Source organism: Paenibacillus sp. F4, assembly GCF_002894905.1.
Classification (GTDB): Bacteria; Bacillota; Bacilli; order Paenibacillales; family Paenibacillaceae; genus Paenibacillus; species Paenibacillus polymyxa_B.
Genome location: NZ_POVS01000009.1, coordinates 670,742 through 691,008, shown reverse-complemented (window position 1 = coordinate 691,008; position 20,267 = coordinate 670,742). Strand labels below are relative to the sequence as shown.

The following is a 20,267-nucleotide window of genomic DNA, read 5'->3' as shown; positions in this document are numbered from 1 at the left end:
GAATACACAACCATCAAGTTGAGCCTTGCTATTACTATAGGTAGAAAGCAATTTACCAGTAAGAATAACTACTGTTTTTTTCAACACATTCTTTTCCATATTTTTCAATCAAAATATAATAGTAACATAAAAAAGGAACTATTTGTATGTCTTTATAAATAAAATTGCTTACCATGATAAGAGGCAAACCAAAATTATTTTGGTTTGGCAAAAACTCAAGAGGATATTGCCATTGATTTGAACATAACAACTCAGCAGCTACATAACTATAAAAAATTCTTGAGTTGCAGGATATGATTGAGGGACAGAGTTTAAAGCTAATAGTACTACGTTGATAAAATGAATCTTATAACAAGGGTTATAATACTTTTGACATAGTAAATCCGTTTATATCAGTCCATTTGTCACATAATATAAAAGGAAATTTCAGGATAACAGATGGATATCCCTAAACATCTCCTTCTGATAAGATGATTTCCATCTAAATTAAAATGGACGTGATCAAATGGGGAGAATATTGGTTCCACCTGACAAGCTAATGGAAGTGGCTGACCAGTTTTTGCATGGTAAACACGAAATGGAACGGATGTTGAATTTACTGAATGGAAGAATTGATTTTGTCCAACAAGGTTGGTCTGGAGCTACCCGAGAGAGGTTTTTCCAAGATTTTCAGGTCTCTAGACAATCCATGGGCGTGACGCTTGAAAGACTTTCTATGGTTGCACAAGAACTCATTTTTATTTCAAAAAACTTCACACAGGTAGATGGAGAAAAAGTCGTACTTGATGTGCCGGGGAATGGTGTGCTTGTTAAAACGGCATCAAGCGGTGAAGGTTGGTTACATAAAATCTTTGAACAGATCGGTAAAGCTGAGATCACAAAAGCCGAAGCTCAGATGGAAGCTAGTAAGCTTCAAGGAGAAATTCTGTGGGATACTGCTCAGGGAGCAAAAGGAGCTATTCAGGAAGATTTAACCTTGGGGATGCTGCCTGACAAAGACCGTGACTATGATCATCCTATGGCTGCTAAAGTAGGTGAAATTCTCGGCCACGTAGCTACGACCTTGCAGGGTGCTGGTGAGGTCATCGTTGGAACAGGTGGAGAAGGATTATCAGTTGCTGTTTCATCTACGGGAGTTGGTAGTATAATCGGAATACCTGGATTGATAGGCTCAGCGGCTTTAGCAGCGCATGGAGGTACAACCGCAGTTAAAGGCGCAAGCGGAATAGGGAAAAGCTCAGCAGAATTGTGGCAGATGGCGAAGGGAGAAGGTGGAGGTAAAAATTCAAAGCCTTCAAGTTCCCCCGTACATCATGAAGTGACAAGTCAATCGCCTTCTACGATAAAAAATCCAAAAGAAGTGGAGATTGTCAATAAAAAAGGTGAATCAATAGGAGAATTCGATGAAATTGATTTGAAAAAGAAAATATTCTATGAAGATAAATCTGCGAAAGGATTAGATAAAGTAAATCCTAAGACAGGTTTACCTGCTCAAACGCCCCAAGAATTTACGGATAAACAATTATTAAAGAAGACTCGAAATCGAATTAATGAACTAGAAAATAATGCATTTACTACAAGAGCAACAAAAAATAGTTCATCTGATATCCCACATCTCGATAGTATTAAAGATATTCGGGAATTTGTATTTAGATTAGATGGTGATACACCTGAATTGAGAAAAGCTGCCGAGAACAGCCTAAATCAGCTTAAAAAGGAGTTTCCAGATTATAAATTTAGTGTCCAGTTTGGAGGAGGAAAATAAATGTCAGTTAGCGTTATGATACTCGAACCACAAAATGAGTTTGAAAAAAGTTTTTTTCTTCCCGTTGCGTCAGAATCATTTTTTAATGAATGTTGGCAACCAGCTATCGAATCTTTAGGATTACAATGGATAGATTTGTTTTCAACAGGAGTTGATGTTGAGGAGGAAGACTTACCAAATATTTTGTCTGAGCTTCGACAACTTCAGAATTGGGCAGAAAGAAATTTAGAGGAGGATCACAAAAATAAACTCGTTGAACGAGTAATAACACTCATAGAAAAATTGCCTAGCGCGTTTCAGCGTAAGGAAGCAGTTGTTTTTATAGGGTAGGTAGTGATAATTTGGATTAAAGGGTGTACACAAATTGGATACACCCTTTCTTCGGTGCAATTTTAAAATGTACGAATCTAGCTATTCATTCCATGATTGTTAAGTTGGAAGCTATTCATTCCATGATTGTTCGGGGCGATTAACGCTCCTATGTTGCTCACGCTACCGAGCAGAAACAAAGCTACTGCCATCATACATAATGCCTTTTTCATCTTTGAGCACCCTCCCCAAGATTTTTTTGTTCAATACATTGTATGCTTCCAGTTGATCTTTAGTTGCATGAACACTAAAAGATACAAATAATGCATTGAGTTTTTTATACCCTGTATCATCTTTGAGTTTATCAGACATTCCCAAAGCCTTGAGGGATATATTTAGTGCATTAGAATAATTTGCATTTTTGAGGTTATATAGAGCCATTAGATAGAGATGGTCTATATAATAACGTATATTGGCATCTGTTTCGTAGTTTCCGTCTAAGGAATCCAGAGTAGGTTGAAATTCTTTTAATGCCCAATCAACGTTATAGTCGTATTTTATAGCTGCCTCCAAAATCGTTATGATTCCCGGCAACAACTCTTCTTCTTCACTTTGATGTATAAATTGAACATATTCAGGAAGCGTATCCATCTTTCCTTCCAACAAGTCAAGGACGTATGTATTTGCTCGTGCAAGCATCCTGAAATGAGCCACATCAGCTTGCCCTTCCTCGTCCAATCCGTATATCCAGCCCAATTCAGTGTACTTTTCGATGCAATCTCTGGCTGCTGTGTAATCACCCATCTTCTGTAATGCGATACCTTTTGCTACCATTGCATATCCAAAATAGAAGGCGACACTTCGTTTAAGTTTTTTGGTATCAATTTTTGGTTGCCCTTTTGCTTGCCTAAGTTGGTTTTCATCATACAAAGTTCTAATCGACAAATAGAGCTTGTCCGCAATATGTACCATAGCATCCCAATCTTCTAGTGAAAATTCTGCTCGCAACATGTCAGTCAAAAGATTTATATCGCTTACTGATTCCAAAACTGCCGAGTTGAACATGCATCTTCCTCCATATTACATTTTTAACCAATAATATAGCATTATTGGACAATGGTCAATTACGTAGTTAAGTGGACTCGGTGACAAGTTCACGTTCATTATAAAAACACCTATAGTGGGCGGCTTTCTGTTGCATAATAAACAGTAAAAGGCGAATGCTCGACCCGGATAAGTTTGGCAATCCTTTTACTGTGGCAAAGGTCATTATCATACTGGCTGTATTGGAAGATCGTTGACTCTCAAACTTGATATTCAGATGAAAAGTTTAATTTGACTGAGTTATTTTACGAAATCTACATGGGAAGATTAATTGTTCGTATGTTTCTGCTCTTCCTCCACGTTGCAATTCGGATCACGACCTTAGAAAATATGCCAAAAGAAGGGGATAACATTCGAACAATGAACGACAATTCCAGATTAGGAAGAAATGAAAAAAAAGGTCAATCTGGATCAAACGAGTAGCCAAATAAGTGAATTGGAATTCTCGTTCTTTTATATAGGCATATTTTCGCGACTACAAAAATGCCTGACCGAAAATATATCAATAGAGTATATAAAAAACTTGTAATTAAGGGAGTATATGCTATACTGTAATAGTGACATAGAAGTGAAACAATAAATTGAAAGGAGAAACAAAGTGAGGAGAAGGTGAAACAGAACCAAAGAAAATGAAAGTTGAGTAGTAGCTGACAATACATATTGCTTTACCACGGTTACAATCAAAAAAGTAGGTTCAAACACAGCAAGTAGATAGAATGTATACTAGATTAGATAGATGGATTAAAATAGTTTTAGGATTGGAAAACATAATATTGTTTTATTTGCTCTATCTAAAATGGATCGTTAAGTTTATTTGTTGTGCGATCTTTGAAAACTGAATTAATGATACACACTTAGGTGGACTTTCTTTGTTTCTGGGAAAGCTTTGTTTTTGTGTGCGCTTCATTATAGTTTGCTCAATTATGACAAGGCTTGAATCAGTTTTGGGAGCAGAATTTATATCGAGCTTGTGGAGCTTGATGTTATTTCTTATCTAATTATGATCTAAAGTTATTTGTTGTATGCTTTTTTGAGGAATTATAAAAAAACGAGAGTAGTCTATATTCTATAGGTAACAATGTCATTAGGTTGAGTAAACTGCCCATTTATCTTTAAATAAAGATACTTATGTGCTGAGCAGAAAGGAGAAATTTTGACACAATCAACAAAGAAAAGGATTACTGTTTCAGATGTACTAACTGAACATATCCATAAATGGCAACGTGGAGACATTATAACAATCGAAGCTGGTACGGGTGTGGGTAAAAGCCACTTTATAAAAAATGAACTCTATCCCATAGCGAAGAAGGAGAGAGCTAGAATTCTTTTCTTCCTCAATCGGACTAGGCTAAATGAACAGTTTCGAGAGGAAATTAAACGGGATGGCAAGTCAGATGTAATCACAATTATTCTGTATCAAAAGTATGAATGGGAGCTACGAAAAAATAGTGCAGTTGTGAAAGAGGACTATAAATATATAGTGTGTGACGAGTTTCATTACTTTCTAACTGAATCAAGGTACAACAAAAACACAGAAGACTCATTCTATGCGATGATCAATGAAAAAAGTAAGATAAGAATATGTATGTCTGCAACTGCTGACGCTATGATTGCTTTCTTTAAGTATAAAAATATAAAACACGAAAGTTATTCTATTCCTCATGATTACAGTCACATTAAGGAATTGATTTTTTATCAGAGCGACAAAGTGTTAGAAAAGTTTCTACATCAAATACCCAAGAATCATAAAGTAATCTGCTTCACTGGGAGTGCAAAAAAGGCATTCATGCTACATGCTACATTTAAAAACTCCATGTTTGTGTGTTCACCTTCTGGAATAGCTCCAGAGAAAAGTCACATGGACAAAGACAAAGTAACTAAGATGCTAATTGATGAAAAATTTGGTGAACAGTTTGTATTCAGCACATCCACCCTAGATAATGGAATCAATCTGAGAGACAAACAAATCAAATACATAGTTGCCGATATTATGGATGTAGACATTTTGATACAATGTTTAGGTAGAAAGAGGATCATCGATAAGTCAGACAAAGTTACTGTAATAATCAAAAATATATCAAATAAGATGTTGAACAAGCTGATTAGAGACTGTGACAAACAGATTGAGCCTGCTTTGTACCTACAAGAACATGGCACATCAAGTTATGTGGAGAAGTACAGGAAGCAGTCTAATCGAATTGTATATGATCGTCCAGTAAATAATGAAGTTGGATATGATAAAGCCATCAATGATTTAATGTTCTTCAAAGAAATCTATGACAAGCAGTTTTTTGAACAAATAGCCAGTGAAGAAAACGGATATATGAACTACATAAAAACGAAGCTTCAACAAGATACATATATAATACTAGATGATACATATGACAAGGCCGATATTACCGATTACTTAGATACGATTATAGGTAAACGTTTATACAAGGAAGAACAAGCAGAACTAATTAAAAAAGTAAATTTGCGCGATGGAAGAGGTAGGCGACAGAAAGATGTTGAACAGTTGAATATCTACTTTCAAAAGAATAGTCTACCATACAATATCAACAATGATTCTAAAATGAACAAGGACAGAAGAAGACGATTAGATAATGGTAATGCCAATCCAAACTATAACAAGAGGTACTGGATATTAGCAAAACATATGGTTTTTGACTAATATGTTGCGTCCAAACGGTGGAAAAATGCCTATATAGATACCCTCAAACTACAGAATTGATAAATAATCCTTTGTTTATATAGCTTTTTGTGCGTCCAGAACATGGATAGCATACTCAAATTGATAAAATCAAAAATTAGGAGCATAGGGGTGAATTGCCAAAGGCAAGAGGGGAAACGGTGACAAGCAATACTACTATGCAGCGTAGCGGAATAGTTTTATTGCCATTGAGTTTCCCTTGCACTTAAGCTTTTAAAGATCAAGGTCAAAAGAATCTCCGCAAGCGCTACGCTATTGCTACGTCATCCAGTCACAAGTGACTATCTGTAATTTGGATCTCTTTATTATTTACAGTTACATAAGTAGAAAATAGATGTGGAAGCTGATTTTGATTACATTGCTTTGTTGTACATAAATTATAGGGATTATAGTCACAGAGCCAGATTAGTTGACAGGTAGATAACAGAATAAGCAAAGTATTAGTCAAAAATAAATAGATGTTTGACTTGTCTTTAGTGATCTTTTTTTTCTGAGTAGTCTATAAGAAATCAAGATGCTTCGTTTTGGGATGGGTATTTGTATAGGGAAGAACAACACCTGTTTATTCATAGATAAATCTATAGGGTTATGAGCGTTAAAATTAATTTGGGGACTCATCTTTACGTTTCCCATGCAAGCAGCATAGACTTACCATAGAGTCGGTTTGTGGAATTAGATGAGATGAAGTAGCTGACTTCTTGTACCTGTTTTATATTCTTTAATGAGGTGGTTATTATGGAAGGTAAAAAATTTGTTCTTATGCTTTTACTTTTTTGCTTGTTCGGTATTATAGGACTAATCGCTTTAATGTATGGATTCCTCTGGTTAATTTTCAACGGATAGTTTATAAAATTGGCATTTTAGAATCAGTTGTTGTATTAAGAAGTGAGCATATACATACAAGTTGCTTCACACAGATGAAAACGTTGGTTTAAGGGCAATATGATTTAGATTAGTCCGAAGGGAAGGGCAATAAATTTAGAAGCTAAGAAGACAAGCTAGAGTCTGTACATAAGAAGTTGAGAAACAATGTGGCAAGATTTATGAAGCAGTTAAACAAGGAATGGAATAGGACAAATTAAAACATACATAGGAGTATTTTGAGGTGAGCGTAATGGCTAAAACGATGGAAAGCGGAAGAGTTATGATTGGTGTGACGGATATTATGCGTAAAATGGGAATCGGACGAGATAAGGCATATGATTTAATTAAATCCAAGCAATTTTACACCATAAAATTAGGAACCAGATATCTGGTGCATGAAGAAGTATTTGAAGACTGGATGAAAGGTCGTCTATAGCGAATTACAAGTAGGTTACGGGGAGGCTTCATGTGGTATGATTACTTTTAGTCACATGCTTGACCTCCTTTCTTATTGTCAAAAGAAGGGAGTTTTAAATGGCAGAACCTTTTGTTAATGAGAAGACAAAAAAATGGGATTTTGTTTTTGGTTATTATGATGAAACTGGGAAGAGACGGCAAATCCGCAGAAAAGGCTTTAAGACAAAACGTGAAGCAAATGATAAGTTGATTGAGCTTCAGAATGATGTGAAGAATAAAGAGTATATCAGGAAAGATAACACTACACTCAATGAGTTTATGGATTACTGGCTGGATAACATCCGGGTTCATGAATGTGGCGAAACAACGCTTTACAATAACAAGTTGTATTTCAAAAATCATATTAAGCCTAAATTCGGAAAAATAAAGTTGCAAAATTTTGATTTATTGAAATGTCAAAATTTCGTGAATGAGCTGCACAAGAAGAATTTTGCGAGGAATACGATAGATCGCATTACAACGATGGTCAAAAAAGTATTTGATAAGGCGATTGAATATGGATTCATCAAAGAAAATCCCATGCGAAAAGTGACACTTCCCAAGCGAATTAAAAAAGAAATGTCTATTTGGACGCTGGAACAAGTGAATCATTTTCTCCAATGTACCAAAGAAAATCGTTATCATTGTGTTTATGGACTCGCTTTATTAGCAGGAATGCGGCAAGGGGAGATTTTAGGATTAAGATGGAAGGATATTGATTTTGAATCAAAGACAATTATCATTAGACAAACGCTTGCTCATTATGGAACTCGGATCAAATCTGGAGCTAAAACTACCGCCGGGGAACGTAAAATATCTATACCTAATCAACTGATTGCGATTCTTGAAGAACAGCGTAGGCTACATGAAGCTTACAAAGTAAAGTGGAAAAGAGAGTTTGGAGACGGTTTTATCGATATGGATATTGTTATTTTCAACTTAAAAAATGGTAAAACAGTGTTCCCTGCTAATTTGTCCAAGGCTTATAAAAAGGATGTTATAAGTGCCAAGCTTCCGCATATCCGTTTCCATGATATGAGGCATACCCATGCGACGATGCTGTTGGAAAAGAAAATGAATGTCAAAGTGATCTCAGAGAGATTAGGTCACAGTAAGATATCTGTCACGCTGGATACGTACAGTCATGTACTTCCTAGTATGCAACAAGAGGTAGCCGATGAGCTTGAGCAGATGATCATGTTGTGATTTTTGTGACCTTTTTGTGACCTCAAATGGGTTGTTGCGTAAAAACTGTTGATATAAAAGGCTTTTTTGATGGTTCATATCATGTGTGGTGCACTGGATGTTGGACTGCTCAATGAGCGGCTGGCGGATCGGAAAATTCTTGCAGCACGAGCTGTGGGGGTAAAAACGCTGAAAGAATTGTTGGAAGCGCCGATGGAATCGGTAACGACAGAAGCGGAGCAACTGGGGATTAAGCCAGGTATGCCAGGATACGAAGCACTTTTGAAACTGGTGTAATGAAGCCTATGTGCATATGTTGCATAAAAGTAGAGGAACAAGAAACGAAAAAAACCGGACTTTTTGGCTCCGGTTTTTTTCTATAAATAGTTTTATTCTATCGAGTAGAGTTATTTGACTTATATACGAACTATATAACCTGCAAGAACGATTAATCGGCAAACAAATTGGTCAGGTTCTCGCTAAAGGGTGCTTGTACAATTCCTTTTTCGGTAATGATGGCGGTAATGTACTCATGAGGTGTAACGTCGAAAGCTGGGTTGTAGACTTTGATGCCCTGCGGGGCGGTCCTTTTACCAAAGCTTTCGGTAACTTCCTCCGCAGAACGCTCCTCGATCGGAATATCTGTGCCTGTTGCGGTCTGCAAATCAATGGTAGATAATGGCGAAGCGACATAAAAAGGAATGCCATGCGCCTTCGCTAGCACAGCTAGGCTGTAGGTACCGATTTTGTTGGCGACGTCGCCATTAGCAGCGACTCTATCTGTGCCGACAATAACGGCCTGTACCCATCCTTTGGACATCACCATGCCCGCCATATTGTCGCAGAGCAGGGTGACATCAATGCCTGCCTGCTGAAGCTCGAAAGCAGTCAGGCGCGCACCTTGCAGCACGGGGCGAGTTTCGTCGGCAAATACTTTGAGGTGGATGCCGTTCTCCTGCGCAAGGTACATCGGCGCGAGCGCTGTTCCGTATTTGGCTGTCGCCAATCCGCCTGCATTGCAGTGAGTGAGTACGCCCATCCCGTCCTCGAACAGAGGTAAAGCATGGATGCCAATCTGGCGACATACTTCTTCATCCTCTGCCTGAATGGCTATGGCTTCACGCTCCAGCCCGGCATTCCAGTCTTCGATCTGGCCTCCGCTAGCTTCAACGATGAGTTCCCCAGCCCGCTTCTTCATGCGGTCCAGGGCCCAGAACAGGTTCACGGCTGTCGGTCGTGAGGTAGCCAATTGTCCGCACACGGCATGTACATGCTGCAGCCATCCAGCAGCGTCGGTGCCGTCGTAGGCGGTAGCTCCTAGCACAACGCCGTAGGCCGCAGCCATCCCGATGGCAGGCGCACCGCGTACCTTCATGGCATGGATGCCGTCCCACACTTCCTCGGCCGTGAATAAATCCAGCATGACAATCGTTTCGGGCAGCAGACGTTGATCCAACATGGACAAATGGTTGCCTTTCCACACCAGCGAAGATAGAGCCTGACTGGACACTGCAGCTTTCCCAGAGGTTACGGGTGCCGAATCTTTCTTTTCACTCATATTCATTAAGCTCCTTTAGTTTGGGCAGCTGTTGCTGTCCGAACAATGTCTCCCAGTTCCCGAATCGAATGAAGCTTGCGATTGCGAAGAACCAAGGATTTACCGATAGATAACGCCAGACGTTCCGCAGCTTCCTTGATAGCAGGATCGGCAATGGTGTCGATATCTGCCACATGCGACAGGCTGATGATACGGCGAATCACTTTGCAACCTGCAAAACCAATCGTATCTTGCAGTACTTTCTGGAGATACAAGTCCTGATATCCCGCTGTACGTGCCATATGATCGGTGACATGCTCGTCCCACAGTTTGCGGAACCTACGCTCAAACTGCTCCCATACCTGAATGGCGGTCTCCAGAACCCAGTCACGCCTTTCCTTTAGATCCTTCTCGCCAGAGGTCCATCCGGGTTGTGCTGCGTAGTTTAATAGCAGATTGGCGATCACCGCTCCGATATCAAAGCCCATAGGTCCGTAGTAGGCAAATTCAGGGTCAATGACTTTAGTCGATTCGGTCGTTACGAAAATGCTACCAGTATGAAGGTCACCGTGCAGAAGCGCTTCGGTTCGTGTCAAAAACTTTTCTCGCAGCAAAGCCACTTCCAGGTGAAGCACTTGATCTGTACGTAGTGCCTCTGCTTCGTCTTCGATGTACGCACCATAGTTGTTATTATCTGAGAACCGATACGGTTCATCCAGAATCAGATCCTCAGTTATTTTGCAGAGATCCGGGTTGATAAAGCGTTTAACCAGGTCTTTTTTATCCTGCTGATTCATGCCCAAATCTGAGGTGAAGAAGAGCGTGCGTGCCAGAAACTCCCCAATATGATTAGCGAAATATGGATAGGTGTTTCCTTCTATTAGTCCCTTGCGCATGATGGTGTGTGAGCTAAGATCCTCCATCACGGTCAACGCAAGCTCATCGTCATACGCCAGTACCGCAGGAACCAATTCGGGGCAAATGTGGTGTTCCTGCTGAAGTGCCTCACGTTCAATACGGGCACGATCCAGTGAAAGCGGCCAGGATTCACCCACAATTTTTACATAGGGAAGTGCCTGCTTGGCAATGATACTCTTGTTAGATTCAGAATCCGTAATATGAAAAACCAAATTTAAGTTACCATCACCGATTTCTCGGCATTCCAGACGGGCTTCCTGACTAAAAAATCCGGGGATGTTCTTCACGAATTCGATTGCTTCTTCAGTCGTTAAAGGATGATATTGGGACAACGAAGTCACCTCCATAAAATGTGCGCATGTAAATAGTTTGAAAAATATCACAATATTAAACCAAGTATTTTGATAGGATAGAGAAAGTATAACGAAAATCATTGAAGTTTTGTACATTTTTTTTATGGGGATTGAAAGAGGAAGAAAGGAGTACTCTTTTTTTGTTTCGTCTCCGTATAGAGAGGGTAAATATGAAACAGACGTCCGGCAGGTGATATTAGGATGCCCGCTGGCGTCTTACCGTCAGCAATGACGGTGATGGATACGTAAACGTTCCTGAAAATCAATTTGATGAAAAAGGAAGGGATTTATGATGGCTAAAACAACAAGTAACTCGAAAAATACGCAAACCAAATCGGTGGAGGAACTTTTAAACCGTCAAGTCGCTAACCTCAATGTGTTATATGTAAAAATTCATAACTATCACTGGTATGTGAAAGGCTCTAGTTTCTACACACTCCATGTTAAATTTGAAGAGTTATACAATGAAGTGACATTGAAAATGGATGAGATCGCCGAGCGTTTGCTCGCGTTGAAAGGTTCTCCTTCCGCAACGTTGAAGGAATATCTGGAGCTGTCGTCGATTCAGGAAGCAACTGGCAACGAAGATGCTCCTAAGATGGTACAAACCTTGATCGAGGATTTTGCAACTGTATGCGAGGAGTTTCAGGAAGGTATCGAACTGGCGGAAAGCAATTCCGACCAGCCAACTGCAGATTTGCTGATTGGTTATAAAGCGGATCTGGAGAAACATATGTGGATGCTTCGCTCCTATTTAGGCTAATTGGCCGAATTTCGCTTCATCACTTATGCATAGTTCGGTGAATTTAATTTCACTTCATAGTGATGGGGTTACGCTCTGAAATAAACCTTTTACATGTAAAACGCTACTGACGTCATGCTGTCAGTAGCGTTTTTATGGCTGAAAGGAGATCATGCATCTCATGTTTTTGTACAAATTTATAATTATATAAACATTCGCAGGATGTATTTTGCCATTTGTGTGCTTGGTAGGGTGAACATTTTATGAAGAAAGTTGGATAACGTGTGTCTGTTGGTTGCACCCTTCAAGATATTTATTATAAAATAACTTGAGAATCATTGAGAATCAGTTTAGAATGATTATAAATAAATTTTTAAATATTACTTGAAATCAGGGGGCTCCCCTGTTTAAATATACTTTCTGATTTCGACACCACACTACATTTTTTGGAGGGTATTGCGAATATGGCTACAAACTTTAAGATTGAAGGTCTCAAAGCGACCATTGAAGGCAAGGAAATTTTGAAAGGTATTAACCTCGAAATGAAGGGCGGAGAAATCCATGCCATCATGGGTCCTAACGGTACGGGTAAAAGTACACTCGCGTCTGCTTTGATGGGTCATCCTAAATATGAAGTCACAGATGGCAAAGTAACTTTGGATGGAGAAGACGTGCTGGATATGGAAGTGGATGAGCGTGCACGTGCAGGATTGTTCTTGGCGATGCAGTATCCGAGTGAAATTGCAGGGGTAACGAACTCTGACTTTTTGCGTAGTGCAATCAACGCGCGCCGTGAAGAAGGACAAGAAATCTCCCTGATTAAGTTTATCCGTCAAATGGAAAGCAAAATGAAAGAGCTTGAAATGAACCCAGAGTTTGCTCACCGTTACCTGAACGAAGGTTTCTCTGGTGGTGAGAAAAAACGGAATGAAATTTTGCAAATGATGATGATTGATCCGAAAATTGTCATTCTTGATGAAATCGACTCCGGTCTGGATATCGATGCTTTGAGAATCGTGGCTAGCGGTGTCAACGCTATGCGTTCCGAAGAGCGTGGTTTCCTTATCATTACTCACTATCAACGTCTGTTAAACTACGTTAAACCAGATTATGTACATGTGATGATGCAAGGGCGTATCGTTAAATCCGGTGGACCTGAGCTTGCTGAGCGTCTGGAAGCGGACGGTTACGACTGGATCAAGGAAGAGCTGGGTATCGTTGATGAAACTGTAGGACAAGAGGCGTAAGCCGGAAGCGAGGAGGAAAACTAATGACTACACAAACAATCCTTCCGGTAGATTCCGAGCAACTGCGTGTTCTGTCCGAACGTAACGGCGAACCATCTTGGCTGGCCGAAGACAGACAAAAAGCACTTGAGCTTGCAGGCAAACTGGAGCTTCCGGTATTTGAAAAAACAAAAATCGAACGTTGGAAATTAAACGATTACGGTCAACATAAACAGAGCGAGGTCATTGCATCGGTAGGGCAAGTTCCTGCAGCCATTGCTGATCTGGTCAAAGAGCAACAGGAGGGCGGTCTGATTATTCAGCGCAACTCCGGCGCGGTATATGTGAAGCTGAGCGAGGAATTGGCGGCGCAAGGCGTCATTTTCACGGATTTGCAAACAGCGGTTAAAGAACATGCTGATTTGGTTAAAGCTCATCTGAACACAGTTATTAAGGCTGAAGAAAATTCATTATCTGCATTGCACGCAGCACTCTGGAACGGTGGAGTATTTGCTTATGTGCCTAAAAATGTAGAGCTGAACGTTCCGCTTCAAGCTGTATTCCTGACGGACGATGCGACTGCAACATTTGCACCTCATGTGCTGCTCATTGTCGAAAGCCACAGTTCTGTGACGTACGTAGACAACTATGTATCTGCGGATTTGGCGGCACCTGTTCTTCATAACGGTGCGGTAGAAGTTGTTGCAAATGCAGGAGCTAAAGTACGTTATGCGACAGTCCATCAGTTTGGAGAACAAGTAACGGATATTTCGATTCGTCGTGCTACGTTGGGAAATGACGCAGCTATCGAATGGATTGTGGGCGAAATGAACAACGGTAATACAGCAAGCAATACCATGTCCGTGCTCAAAGGCAATGGCTCCAATTCGGATGCTAAGATCATTGCTGTTGGTTCTGGCTCACAAAAGCTGAACTATACGACTCAAGCACAGCATTTTGGTAAAAATTCCGCCAGTCAGATGATTACGCGCGCAGTAATGCGTGAAGAAGCGTCTTCCATCATTAACGGAATTACAAAAATTGAAAAAGGTGCTACCAAAGCAGACGGTCAGCAAACAGAACGTGTTCTGATGCTCAGCCCGAAAGCGCGTGGTGACGCTAACCCGATCCTGCTGATTGATGAAGATGATGTTACGGCAGGTCACGCAGCATCGGTTGGTCAGGTTAATCGTGAACAAGTGTATTACTTGATGTCCCGCGGAATTAGTCGTGCAGAAGCTGAACGGCTGATTATTTATGGCTTCCTGGCACCTGTCGTATCTGAAATTCCGCTCGAAGGACTTCAACATCAGCTGCAAAGCCTTGTTGAAAGGAAGTTAGGCCAATGAATACTGCATTGATCCGTGAACAATTCCCGATTTTACATCAGGAGATCAACGGTCATCCGCTGGTTTATTTGGATAATGCGGCCACTTCGCAAAAACCGCTGGCGGTCATCGAAGCGATCAAGCACTACTACGAATATGATAATTCGAATGTTCACCGTGGTGTGCATACCTTGGGTAGCCGCGCAACAGATGCTTATGAAGGTGCGCGGGAGAAGGTAGCCCGCTTTCTGAATGCCAAGCGCAGTCAGGAAATTATTTTTACACGCGGAACAACAACGGCGCTGAATCTGGTCGCTTCTTCCTACGGTAGAGCTAACTGTAAGGAGGGTGATGAAATTGTCATCACACAAATGGAGCATCACAGTAATCTGATTCCGTGGCAACAGGTAGCCAAAGCCACAGGCGCGACTTTGAAATATATTCCACTTCAAGAGGATGGTAGCGTTGATCTTGCTGATGTGGAGAATACCATTACAGAAAACACGAAAATTGTAGCGATTGCACATGTCTCCAATGTGCTTGGTGTTGTGAACCCTGTTAAAGAGATTGCAGCTATTGCGCATCGCAAAGGGGCAGTTATCGTTGTAGACGGTGCACAAAGCACACCACATATGAAAGTAGACGTGCAAGACATCGATGCTGACTTTTATGCCTTTTCGGGTCACAAAATGTGTGCTCCTACTGGGATCGGGGCACTGTACGGCAAGAAGGCGCTGCTGGAGAATATGGAGCCCATTGAGTTCGGCGGGGAAATGATCGACGATGTGGGATTGTATGAATCCACATGGAAGGAGCTGCCTTGGAAATTCGAAGGTGGAACTCCGATTATCGCCGGAGCTGTTGGCTTGGGAGCTGCCATTGATTTTCTGGAAAGCATCGGACTGGACGCCATTGCGCAGCATGAAAGCCGTCTGTCCAACTATGCCCTCAAACGTCTCCGTGAAGTGGAGGGGTTGACGATTTACGGACCTGCAGAACGTCATGTCGGGCTCGTAACCTTTAACCTGGATGATGTGCATCCGCATGATGTAGCTACTGTACTGGATAGCAAAGGGGTAGCTATACGTGCGGGGCATCATTGCTGCCAGCCGTTAATGCGCTGGCTGAAAGCCAGTGCAACTGCACGTGCTAGCTTTTATCTCTATAACACGGAAGAAGAAGTCGACGCTCTGGTCAGCGCCTTAATCCAAACAAAGGAGTATTTTGGCGATGCAACTTGATGACTTATACCGACGCGTGATTATGGATCATTATAAAAATCCGCGCAATCGCGGACGTTTTGAGGACGATGCCGTTACGGTGGATTTGAATAATCCTACGTGTGGTGACCGAATTTCCCTTCAACTCAAAACGAAAGACGGCGTGGTCGAAGATGCCCGTTTTACTGGCGAAGGCTGCTCGATTAGTATGTCCTCAGCTTCGATGATGACAGAAGCGGTCAAAGGAAAAACGATTGATCAGGCACTGGATATGGCGAGCCGCTTCTCTTCTTTAATGAAGGGAGAAGCCGTCGAATTCGATGATTATGAAGAATTGGAAGCTTTGTCAGGCGTAAATAAGTTCCCGGCCCGCATCAAATGTGCGACACTGGCTTGGAATGCGCTGCGCAAAGGGATTGATGAAGATAAATAATTTAAATAGAACAGAGGAGGTTTGAGAAACATGGCCAAGAAAGCACCGGAAATGGAAGAGTATAAATATGGCTTTCGTGACGAGCACAAGTCCATTTTCCAAACAGGTAAGGGTCTCACTCCGGAAATTGTAAAGGAAATCTCCAAAATTAAGGATGAGCCAGAATGGATGCTGGAGTTCCGTCTGAAAGCACTGAAACAGTTTGAAAAAATGCCAATGCCAAACTGGGGCGGAGATATGGATGAACTGGATTTCAACGATATCCAGTACTATGTAAGACCTTCCGAGAAACAAGGGAAGACATGGGAAGAAGTTCCGACGGAAATTAAAGAAACCTTTGATAAATTGGGTATTCCTGAGGCGGAGCAAAAGTTTTTAGCTGGTGTATCTGCACAGTATGAATCCGAGGTTGTCTACCACAGTATGCAAAAGGAACTGGAAGACCAGGGCGTTATTTTCATGGATACCGATACGGCGTTGCGTGAGCATCCTGAGATTCTGAAAGAGTATTTTGCAACAGTTGTACCTCCTGCGGACAATAAGTTTGCAGCACTGAACAGTGCGGTATGGTCAGGCGGAAGCTTCATCTATGTACCAAAAGGTGTGAAATGTGAAGTTCCATTGCAGGCTTACTTCCGTATCAACTCGGAAAACATGGGTCAATTCGAGCGTACGCTCATTATTGCTGACGAAGACAGCTTTGTGCATTATGTAGAAGGCTGTACGGCTCCAATTTACAGCACGAACTCGCTGCATAGTGCGGTGGTCGAAATTATTTGTAAGAAGAACGCACGTGTTCGTTATACAACGATCCAGAACTGGGCACCAAACATCTATAACCTGGTAACCAAACGTGCGGTTGCGGAAGAAAATGCAACGATGGAATGGGTCGATGGTAACATCGGTTCCAAGTTGACGATGAAGTATCCAGCTGTTGTATTGAAAGGCCGTGGAGCGAAAGGGATGGTCCTGTCCATCGCTGTTGCAGGCAAAGGCCAGCATCAGGATGCAGGTGCGAAAATGATCCACTTGGCGCCAGACACCACGTCCACAATTGTATCCAAGTCAATCAGTAAGCACGGCGGTAAAGTAACGTATCGCGGATTAGCTTCATTCGGTCGTCAGGCTCAAGGTGCAAAATCGAATATCAAGTGTGATACGTTGATTTTGGATAATCAGTCGACTTCAGATACCATTCCTTACAATGAAATCATGAACGACGACATCACGCTTGAGCACGAAGCAACAGTTTCCAAGGTATCGGAAGATCAGCTGTTCTATCTGATGAGCCGTGGTTTGACCGAAGCAGAGGCGACGCAAATGATCGTTATGGGCTTTATCGAGCCGTTCACAAAAGAACTGCCGATGGAATATGCGGTAGAAATGAACCGTTTGATTAAGTTCGAAATGGAAGGCAGTATCGGTTAATGGAAAAGCTAAGCGTATCGGCTATTCTTGGTTTTATTTATTGGTCATGATACCGAAATGATACCGATTAGTCGTCGAATACGCTCATTGCTTCTCGTTTCCTTTCGACGTAAAGATGACCATAGGTGTTGGTTGTTTGCTTGATATCGTCGTGTCGCATCAGTTCCTTTACGAGATAAATGTCCACGCCTTTGTTAATCAAGTATGATGCGTAGCTGTGACGCAAGTCATGAATTCGCAATTCAGGGAAGACACTTTTAAAATGTTTGCGAAAGTGGGAATAGTGGTATGGGGCCACTACACCGAATACAAACATATCATTATTGAATCCGTAGATTTTCTCTGCGGATTCTTTTTTTATGCGCTCCAGCATCTCGCCTATAAAGGCAGGAAACGGAACGTAACCTACACTGCCCTTAGTTTTAGTCGTAGTAGTCTTACGTGTGGTTATATCAAGTGTTTTGTTTACGTGAAGCAGATTCTTCTCAAAATCCATATCTGACCACTTTAGTGCAAGTCCTTCTCCTACTCGTAAACCTGTGTAAAATAGTAATCTAGCTAACTCCTGATAATGTAGATGCTCTAACCCGTTGGTCAAAATCCTCACGTCTTATGAAATTAATATTTGGTCGCACTCGCTGAATTGAACCGGCTGCAAGAGTAGGATCAACCTTTAACCCGAAAAATTTTATAGCATGGTTGATCAGCACTTTAAAATTACCGTACACAGTTCGGGCACTATTGAGGGATTCCATTGTTGTCTCCAAATAGGTTTTAAACTCCAGGACTTGCTCTAAAGTGGTATTTCTGACCTTGATGTGTCCGAATTTCGTCTTAATATGGTGATTGTACTCGTTTGTGCGTCGTCGGATTGTTTTATCTTTAAGCTTTGTGTGTTTAATGTTATGCTCAAAAATTTCATCGAACGTCGCATTATCACTGTATTGTTTTACCGCATTAGCTAAAAATTCGGCCTCAGCAAGTACTGCATCTTGCCGTTTCTCGAAGCCTCGTTTTAGCTTTTGTTGTGATCGGCCATAGACGTCTTTGTATCGGACCCTGAAATAGTAAGTCTTTCTTTTTTTGTCTTTGTAAACAGGCATTTCAATACATCACTCCAAACATATGTTCTATTAATAGATATATTTAAACAGCCTTACGGCTGGAAAGCGCAAAGTTCAATCGAATAGTTCTATTACGCCTAAGGGGTCAAAGCAGATTATGTATTTCTCGTTGTAAGTAGCAAAGAGTCCGTATTTATCCCGGTAACGATCTATAGCAGATTGCAAAAATTCTTCTGTCACATTCAAATATTCAGCTATTTCATATCTGCCCTTAACACGGGCATGGTCGGCTTGTACGATACGACCTAGAGGTATCATGCACTGGTAAGCCCACTGCCTAGCACGCAGCTCCTGCTTGCGGTTACGTATGTCTTTCTGATCAAGAATGTTGCCTGTGCTGGTATGGTAATGCCCGAGTTCTTCAGCGAGTATGCAAGCTTTTGCCTGAACGGGAAGAAAGAGGATGGATTTAGCATATACCGGCCCCTAATCCACTGGACAGCGGATGATGTGTTTGCCATGCACCGTAAACATGGAATTGATCCCAACCCATTGTACAAGCTTGGTATGGGCCGAGTGGGTTGCATGCCATGTATAAACTGCAACAAAGCGGAATTATTTGAGATTGCTCGTCGCTTCCCAAAAGAAATAGCGCGAGTAGCCGAGTGGGAACGAATCGTTAAGATGGCCTCAAAGCGTCAGGCTGCTACATTTTTTCCAACGGCCCGAAATATGCCAGCGGGCATTGACGGCTGGGTAGAGTGGTCCAAAACGGTACGAGGCGGACAGCAATATGATCTATTAAAGGCATTCGAGTTCGATAACGTACCTGCCTGTTCTAGCGCTTATGGACTGTGCGAGTGATGGAGCGTAAATTTCATCAATTTAATTGTCCAAGTTGCAAAAAAGAGGATATAGAGCATCGACGGGTTGACCTCAAACGGCAATGTCCGTGGTCCATCGTAGCCTTTATGAGATGCGACTGCGGTAACCGCTGGAAGACATATATCCGGGATCGGAGCAGGGAAACAACGTTTGACATTATAGATGACGATTGATTAAGGGGGATGCCCCCTACTACTCAAATATCAAAGGAGCGATTTAAATGGAATTAGCAGTACAGTCGTGGGCGTTTAACCCCAATTTGCGTTGGATGCTGGTGCGTATTTCCGGGAACGACGAGGGCGGCGATGAAATAGATGAAACAGGAATTGTAACTGACATTAAAGGAGATTATTAGAGTTCGAGTTTATACGCGGAGATCAAATAGTACGCACTCATTTTTATTTGGAATATTTCCGCAACGGAGGATTGATCCTGGCTGTATATGATCGACCGCCTGTAAAGATTGAAATTCCTGATTCCTATTTCGAAGGAGAATGAACGAATAAATGGCGAGCGGCTGTATCTTAGGAGATTGCTATATTTGCGGGTGGCAAGTCTATGAAGATGAAATCGCTTGGACTGGCGATCAAATGCGGCATTCCACGTGTAAGGGCAGTCGCACACTGAGCCAAGAGAATGAGGCTCTACGGCAGGAATTGGCTAAATATAAACGGTGGATGGATTCGAATTAATCGGTGCGTTCCCCTATAAGGAGAGTGATTGTATGTCGTTCGTGATAT

The 20,267-nt window shown here is 41.5% G+C and carries 20 protein-coding genes and 1 pseudogene; 15 read left to right on the top strand and 6 right to left on the bottom strand.

The features are described 5' to 3' along the window. The first annotated feature begins 505 nt into the window (after positions 1 to 505). Both C1T21_RS10295 and C1T21_RS10290 read left to right on the top strand, forming a co-directional pair. Entirely contained in the window at positions 506 to 1,765 is a 1,260-nt protein-coding gene (locus C1T21_RS10295; protein WP_103048155.1) for a WXG100 family type VII secretion target, read from the top strand. Next, positions 1,766 to 2,095, top strand: a complete 330-nt coding sequence (locus tag C1T21_RS10290) for a hypothetical protein (protein WP_043882133.1) — start codon at positions 1,766 to 1,768, stop codon at positions 2,093 to 2,095. Positions 2,096 to 2,257: 162 nt separating this feature from the next. On the opposite strand, the gene C1T21_RS10285 is transcribed toward C1T21_RS10290, so the two are convergent. Next, positions 2,258 to 3,139, bottom strand: a complete 882-nt coding sequence (locus tag C1T21_RS10285) for a DNA-binding protein (RefSeq protein ID WP_053325248.1) — start codon at positions 3,137 to 3,139, stop codon at positions 2,258 to 2,260. A gap of 1,192 nt (positions 3,140 to 4,331) precedes the next feature. Between C1T21_RS10285 and C1T21_RS10280 the strand changes: the two genes are divergently transcribed. The 4 genes and pseudogenes from C1T21_RS10280 to C1T21_RS10265 all read left to right on the top strand — a co-directional run. Further along, positions 4,332 to 5,849, top strand: coding sequence for a DEAD/DEAH box helicase family protein (locus C1T21_RS10280; protein WP_053325249.1), 1,518 nt, complete (start codon positions 4,332 to 4,334; stop codon positions 5,847 to 5,849). A 1,153-nt stretch (positions 5,850 to 7,002) separates the two neighbouring features. Next, positions 7,003 to 7,188: a helix-turn-helix domain-containing protein gene (locus C1T21_RS10275; protein WP_071644254.1), complete on the top strand. Its 186-nt coding sequence runs from the start codon at positions 7,003 to 7,005 to the stop codon at positions 7,186 to 7,188. A 98-nt stretch (positions 7,189 to 7,286) separates the two neighbouring features. Then, positions 7,287 to 8,414 (top strand): site-specific integrase, encoded by a 1,128-nt coding sequence (locus C1T21_RS10270; protein WP_071640140.1) that lies wholly within the window; start codon positions 7,287 to 7,289, stop codon positions 8,412 to 8,414. 75 nt (positions 8,415 to 8,489) lie between these two features. Continuing rightward, positions 8,490 to 8,690 (top strand): annotated as a pseudogene (locus C1T21_RS10265) (YunC family protein); the annotation flags it as partial. Positions 8,691 to 8,841: 151 nt separating this feature from the next. On the opposite strand, the gene mtnA reads toward C1T21_RS10265, so the two are convergent. Both mtnA and mtnK read right to left on the bottom strand, forming a co-directional pair. Next, a complete protein-coding gene (mtnA, locus tag C1T21_RS10260; protein ID WP_103048154.1) occupies positions 8,842 to 9,951 on the bottom strand; it encodes an S-methyl-5-thioribose-1-phosphate isomerase in 1,110 nt (369 codons plus the stop codon). A gap of 5 nt (positions 9,952 to 9,956) precedes the next feature. Further along, positions 9,957 to 11,180: an S-methyl-5-thioribose kinase gene (gene mtnK / locus C1T21_RS10255; protein ID WP_103048153.1), complete on the bottom strand. Its 1,224-nt coding sequence runs from the start codon at positions 11,178 to 11,180 to the stop codon at positions 9,957 to 9,959. A 313-nt stretch (positions 11,181 to 11,493) separates the two neighbouring features. Here mtnK and C1T21_RS10250 point away from each other — a divergent pair, with 313 nt between their 5' ends. From C1T21_RS10250 to sufB, 6 genes are all read left to right on the top strand, one after another. Next, a complete protein-coding gene (locus tag C1T21_RS10250) occupies positions 11,494 to 11,964 on the top strand; it encodes a Dps family protein (protein ID WP_013309551.1) in 471 nt (156 codons plus the stop codon). Positions 11,965 to 12,407: 443 nt separating this feature from the next. Continuing rightward, positions 12,408 to 13,190, top strand: a complete 783-nt coding sequence (gene sufC / locus C1T21_RS10245; protein WP_013309552.1) for a Fe-S cluster assembly ATPase SufC — start codon at positions 12,408 to 12,410, stop codon at positions 13,188 to 13,190. Between the two features lie 23 nt (positions 13,191 to 13,213). Continuing rightward, a complete protein-coding gene (gene sufD / locus C1T21_RS10240; RefSeq protein ID WP_025719242.1) occupies positions 13,214 to 14,518 on the top strand; it encodes a Fe-S cluster assembly protein SufD in 1,305 nt (434 codons plus the stop codon). After that, positions 14,515 to 15,738, top strand: coding sequence for a cysteine desulfurase (locus C1T21_RS10235; RefSeq protein ID WP_103048152.1), 1,224 nt, complete (start codon positions 14,515 to 14,517; stop codon positions 15,736 to 15,738). Before sufD ends, C1T21_RS10235 begins: the two co-directional genes overlap by 4 nt. Continuing rightward, on the top strand, positions 15,728 to 16,150 hold the full coding sequence (gene sufU, locus C1T21_RS10230; protein ID WP_013309555.1) for a Fe-S cluster assembly sulfur transfer protein SufU: 423 nt from the start codon (positions 15,728 to 15,730) through the stop codon (positions 16,148 to 16,150). Before C1T21_RS10235 ends, sufU begins: the two co-directional genes overlap by 11 nt. Before the next feature lie 30 nt (positions 16,151 to 16,180). Next, positions 16,181 to 17,578 (top strand): Fe-S cluster assembly protein SufB, encoded by a 1,398-nt coding sequence (gene sufB, locus C1T21_RS10225; RefSeq protein ID WP_013309556.1) that lies wholly within the window; start codon positions 16,181 to 16,183, stop codon positions 17,576 to 17,578. Between the two features lie 67 nt (positions 17,579 to 17,645). On the opposite strand, the gene C1T21_RS27925 is transcribed toward sufB, so the two are convergent. From C1T21_RS27925 to C1T21_RS10215, 3 genes are all read right to left on the bottom strand, one after another. Then, positions 17,646 to 18,185: a site-specific integrase gene (locus tag C1T21_RS27925; protein ID WP_258012415.1), complete on the bottom strand. Its 540-nt coding sequence runs from the start codon at positions 18,183 to 18,185 to the stop codon at positions 17,646 to 17,648. After that, positions 18,133 to 18,681, bottom strand: a complete 549-nt coding sequence (locus C1T21_RS27920) for an Arm DNA-binding domain-containing protein (protein ID WP_258012414.1) — start codon at positions 18,679 to 18,681, stop codon at positions 18,133 to 18,135. Before C1T21_RS27920 ends, C1T21_RS27925 begins: the two co-directional genes overlap by 53 nt. 75 nt (positions 18,682 to 18,756) lie before the next feature. Further along, positions 18,757 to 19,074 carry an ImmA/IrrE family metallo-endopeptidase gene (locus C1T21_RS10215; RefSeq protein ID WP_374703722.1) on the bottom strand — a complete coding sequence of 106 codons (318 nt, stop codon included), beginning with the start codon at positions 19,072 to 19,074 and terminating at the stop codon, positions 18,757 to 18,759. Positions 19,075 to 19,161: 87 nt separating this feature from the next. On the opposite strand from C1T21_RS10215, the gene C1T21_RS10210 reads away from it, so the two are divergent. The 3 genes from C1T21_RS10210 to C1T21_RS27560 all read left to right on the top strand — a co-directional run bounded on the left by C1T21_RS10210 (position 19,162) and on the right by C1T21_RS27560 (position 20,219). Further along, the gene (locus C1T21_RS10210; protein ID WP_374703720.1) at positions 19,162 to 19,506 is read left to right on the top strand and encodes a hypothetical protein; all 345 of its coding nucleotides are present in this window, start codon (positions 19,162 to 19,164) and stop codon (positions 19,504 to 19,506) included. A 241-nt stretch (positions 19,507 to 19,747) separates the two neighbouring features. Continuing rightward, positions 19,748 to 19,882: a hypothetical protein gene (locus tag C1T21_RS27915; RefSeq protein ID WP_258012412.1), complete on the top strand. Its 135-nt coding sequence runs from the start codon at positions 19,748 to 19,750 to the stop codon at positions 19,880 to 19,882. 151 nt (positions 19,883 to 20,033) lie between these two features. Then, positions 20,034 to 20,219 carry a hypothetical protein gene (locus tag C1T21_RS27560; protein ID WP_103048150.1) on the top strand — a complete coding sequence of 62 codons (186 nt, stop codon included), beginning with the start codon at positions 20,034 to 20,036 and terminating at the stop codon, positions 20,217 to 20,219. Positions 20,220 to 20,267 lie beyond the last annotated feature (48 nt).